This is a genomic window from Halomonas kalidii (assembly GCF_030010475.1).
Lineage (GTDB): Bacteria > Pseudomonadota > Gammaproteobacteria > Pseudomonadales > Halomonadaceae > Halomonas > Halomonas heilongjiangensis.
On record NZ_JASCQN010000004.1, the window covers coordinates 1 to 4,175 of the forward strand.

A 4,175-nucleotide genomic window follows, 5' to 3' on the forward strand; every position below is an offset into this window, starting at 1 on the left:
CGTCGGAGATGATGATGTCGACATGTCGCGTCAGCAGCGAGTGGCCATGCATATGGGAGAGCCCGGTGGTCAGCGTATAGTCGCCGGTATGGCGCTTGATGACCTCGATCAGCGGCTGCCCCACCGCCGTGGCCAGCGAGTCGACCAGCGCCATGCGCACCTGATGCAGGCGACCGAAGGCCCCCGAGACCAACTCCCGCCGCGTGCTGCGCGCCTCGTTCAGCAGGCGCTTGGCGCGATCGTAGAAGAAGCGACCGGCGCCGGTGGGTTCCAGCGGACGCGAGTGCCGGTTCAGCAGGGTCACGCCCAGGGCCTCCTCGAGATTGGCCAGGCTCTGGGACACCGACGACTGCTTGAGGCCCAGGCTCTCGGCCGCGGCGGTCTGGCTGCCACGCTCGAGGGTCTCGACGAAGATTTCCATGCTACGCAGATCGAAGCCGAAACCACTCCGCATCGCTTCCTCCTTGGCCCGGGAACCGATCGTGACAGGCCGGCCCCGCATCGGTTTCGGGGCACAGCGATGTCAGGATTCGACGACATCGCGGCAGCGCCTGGCCGGTATCGCCGGCGGCGGGCGTCAGCCAGGCGTCGTATCAACCGTAACGATACGGAGGGCCGGCATCCTGCATGGTCTGGCGGTAGTCCTTGAGGATCTGCACCAGCCTGGCACTGCGCTCGCTCTCGGCGGCGATCTCGTCCCAGAACGCCAGCGCCTCCTCCTCGATGGTCTGCCACTCCTCCTCGGGGATCGAGGTCAGCTCGAGCTTGCCGCCGGTGGTGCGATAGTGCGCCTCGCCCCACCAGTACCAGTGCTGGCGATAGTAGTGGGAGCTGTCCATGCACAGCCTGAACAGCGTCTTGAGGTGCTCGGGCAATTCGTCCCAGCGTTCGGTATTGGCGAAGTAGGAGCCCGACCAGGCACCGGAGATGTTGTTGGTCAGGTAGTAGTTGCTGACATCGGCCCAGCCGACGGTATAGGCCTCGGTGATGCCCGCCCAGGCGATGCCGTCGAGCTCGCGGGTCTGCATGGCGACCTCGATGTCCTCCCAGGGCAGCGTCACCGGCACCACGCCGAAGCGGCTGAGGAAGCGCCCGGCGGTCGGGAAGGTGAAGACCCGCTTGCCCTCCAGGTCGGCGATGCTGCGTATCGGGTCGCGGGTGACGAAGTTGCACGGGTCCCAGGCCCCCGAGCCCAGCCAGGTGACGCCTTCGATCTCGCCGTAGGCCTCTTCCCAGATCTCCTTGAGGCCGTAGTGGTGGAACAGCGCCGGCACGTCGAGGCTGTAGCGCGAGGCGAAGGGGAAGTAGCCACCGAACACCGAGACGTCGACCGGCGCATTGATCGAGTCGTCGTCGCTCTGCACGGCATCGATGGTGCCACGCTGCATGGCGCGGAACAGCTCGCCGGTGGGTACCAGCTGATCGGAGTAGTAGAGCTCGATTTCCATCTCGCCGTTGGCGGCCCGGTTGAAGGCATCGATGGAGGGCTTGATGACATGTTCGGCGAGTGCCGGGCCGGCATAGGTCTGCAGCCGCCAGCGGATCGGGCTGCGTGACTGGGCATGCACATAGGGGGCGCCGATGCTCGCGGCACCGACCGTGGCGGCGGTGGCCACCCCGGCCTTCTTGAGGAAATCGCGACGATTGGTCATGGGTCTTCTCCTGCTGTTTTGCTTGTTGTCGGAAGAGTCGTGGTATTCGATCGTCGTGCCGTGGTTCACCTCCTGGGAGTCAGTAGCCGCGATAGAGCTGCGGTAGCCACAGCGCCAGCTGCGGGAAAGCGGTGATCAGCGCCAGCCCGATCAGCATGATCCCGACGAAGGGCCACACACTGCGGTAGATATCGCCCAGCGAGATCTCGGGCGGTGCCATGGCGCGCATCAGGAAGAGGTTGTAGCCGAACGGCGGGGTCATGTAGGCGATCTGCACGGTGATGGTGTAGAGCACCCCGTACCAGATCGGGTCGAACCCCAGGCTGATCACCAGCGGCACGTAGAGCGGCGCCACAATCACCAGCATGGCGGTATCGTCGAGGAACATGCCGAGCAGGATGTAGGAGAGCTGCATCATCACCAGTATCTGCCAGGGGCTCATGCCGATGCGGTCGAGGAAGATGTTCTCTATGGCACGCACCGCACCGAGGCCGTCGAACACCGCGCCGAAGCACAGCGCCGCGAGGATGATCCACATGAACATGCAACTGATGCCCAGCGTCTTGCGCACGGTGCTCTCGATCACCGCCCAGCTCAGCCGCCGCTTGACCAGCGCCGCCAGCGTCGCCGCCAACGCCCCCACCGCCGAGCTCTCCACCAGGCTGGTCACCCCCATCAGGAACAGCCCGGTCATGAAGAAGAAGATCAGCAGCGGCAGGATGCCGGCACGCAGCAGCCGGAGCTTCTCGGCCAGGCTCATCTGCCGTTCCTCGGCGGGCAATGCCGGCCCCAGGTGGGGCTGGAAGTGGCAACGGATGACGATGTAGATGACGAACAGCGCGGCGATGATCAGCCCGGGAATCGCCCCCGCCAGCCACAGCTGACTGACCGGCTGACGGGCGATCATGCCGTAGAGCACCAGCACCACGCTGGGCGGCACCAGGATGCCCAGCGAGCTCCCTGCCTGGATCACCCCGGTGACCATGATCTTGTCGTAACCGCGGCGCAGCAGTTCCGGCAGGGCGATGGTCGCCCCGATCGCCATGCCCGCCACACTCAGTCCGTTCATCGCCGACACCACCACCATCAGGCCGATGGTGCCCACGGCCAGCCCGCCCTTGAGCGAGCCCATCCATACGTGGAACATCTCGTAGAGCTCGCTGGCGATCCCCGACTCCGAGAGCATGTAGCCCATGTAGACGAACAGCGGCAGCGTCAGCAGCGGGTACCAGTTCATCAGCTGGATCGCCGCGTTGAAGGGCATCTCGACCCCGCCGGTGCCCCACAGCAGCAGGGCCGAAGCCGCCCCGACGAAGCCGATGACCCCGAATACCCGCTGCCCGGTGAGCAGCAGCAGCATCATGGTCGAGAACATCGTCAGGGCGATCATCTGATAGCTCATTCGAGAGCCTCCCCGCACGCCCGGGCGACGTCCTTGAAAAAGGTCGAGAGGCTCTGCAGCAGCATCAGCACGATGCCGAAGGTCATGATGATCTTGATCGGCGCCAGCGGCGGCGCCCAGGAGGTGTAGCTCTTCTCGCCGTAGCGCAGGGCGTACTCGGTACTCGAGATCCCGCCGGCCAGCAGGGCACCGAGGAACACGAACAGCAGCACGATGGTGAAGGCATCGACGACGGCGCGGGTACGATCCGACCAGCGCGAGTAGAACAGGTCCATGCGCACGTGCGCGGCCAGCTGCATCGAATAGGCACCGCCCAGCAGGTAGTAGGACGCCATCAGGAACTGGGACACCTCGACGCTCCAGATCAGCGGGCTGTTGAAGGCGGTGCGCGAGACGGAGGAGAAGAGCAGCACACCGATCATCACGAAGACCAGGTACATGATGATCCGCCCCACCCGGCGGTTGAACGCATCCACCCAGCGTACATAGAGCCGTATTGTTCTTGGCATCGTGTCGTAGTGCCCCGTATCCGGTAACGATTCGTGGTGATAATCTGCATCGTTCCAGTCTGAGCAGAGGGGTCGGCAAAGCACAAAGATCATCGATCCCGGTGACGCTCGCACTATCGATGAAATCGATAATGCACCCGCCAGGGGCATCATCGATCGCGACTTCACCGCCAGGCAGCGGGCCGCTCAGGACGAGAGGCCGTCTCGTCGTCAGTCGCCGAGACGCAGCTCCGGCACCAGCCAGGGCAGCTCACGCTCGATAGCGACGCGGAAGTGCCGTTCCAGCAGGCGGCGGCTGTCGCTGGCCAGCTGGCCCGGCAGCCCACCCAGCTCGTCACGACGCGACACCAGGGTCAGCTCGCGGCGCAGCGGCTCGGTCGGCAGCCGCACCACCCTCACCCCCAGGCCGGCGAAGCCCGCCTGATAGAGGCACAGCGGCGTGGTGATGGTCCAGCCCACGCCGGCGCTGACCAGGCGGAGCAAGGCAAAGGTGTTGTCGAGATGCAACCGGGCCGGTAGCTCCAGCCGGTTGAGCCGCAGGTGGCGCTCGACCGTCTGGCCGATCAGCGACTGCGGGGTATAGCGCACGAAGTCCAGCTGCCGTGCCAGCCA

General features: G+C 65.2%; 5 protein-coding genes. All 5 read right to left on the minus strand.

Annotated features, from left to right (window positions below; all coding sequences use genetic code 11):
• The coding region (locus QLQ85_RS00405; RefSeq protein ID WP_282737211.1) for a LysR family transcriptional regulator at positions 1 to 454 on the minus strand (454 nt) is incomplete at its 3' end.
• A 139-nt stretch (positions 455 to 593) separates the two neighbouring features.
• Positions 594 to 1,652 (minus strand): TRAP transporter substrate-binding protein, encoded by a 1,059-nt coding sequence (locus QLQ85_RS00410; RefSeq protein WP_282737212.1) that lies wholly within the window; start codon positions 1,650 to 1,652, stop codon positions 594 to 596.
• A gap of 79 nt (positions 1,653 to 1,731) precedes the next feature.
• The gene (locus tag QLQ85_RS00415) at positions 1,732 to 3,054 is read right to left on the minus strand and encodes a TRAP transporter large permease (protein ID WP_282737213.1); all 1,323 of its coding nucleotides are present in this window, start codon (positions 3,052 to 3,054) and stop codon (positions 1,732 to 1,734) included.
• A complete protein-coding gene (locus QLQ85_RS00420) occupies positions 3,051 to 3,563 on the minus strand; it encodes a TRAP transporter small permease subunit (protein ID WP_282737214.1) in 513 nt (170 codons plus the stop codon). The genes QLQ85_RS00415 and QLQ85_RS00420 overlap by 4 nt, the downstream gene beginning before the upstream one ends.
• A 210-nt stretch (positions 3,564 to 3,773) precedes the next feature.
• Positions 3,774 to 4,175, minus strand: a 402-nt coding sequence (locus QLQ85_RS00425) for a LysR substrate-binding domain-containing protein (protein ID WP_282737215.1), incomplete at its 5' end; no start/stop codon positions are given.

Bases quoted from the DNA above. Each gene is read 5' to 3' on its own strand.
- QLQ85_RS00410 (WP_282737212.1), bottom strand. From the start codon at position 1,652: ATGACCAATCGTCGCGATTTCCTCAAGAAGGCCGGGGTGGCCACCGCC.
- QLQ85_RS00415 (WP_282737213.1), bottom strand. From the start codon at position 3,054: ATGAGCTATCAGATGATCGCCCTGACGATGTTCTCGACCATGATGCTG.
- QLQ85_RS00420 (WP_282737214.1), bottom strand. From the start codon at position 3,563: ATGCCAAGAACAATACGGCTCTATGTACGCTGGGTGGATGCGTTCAAC.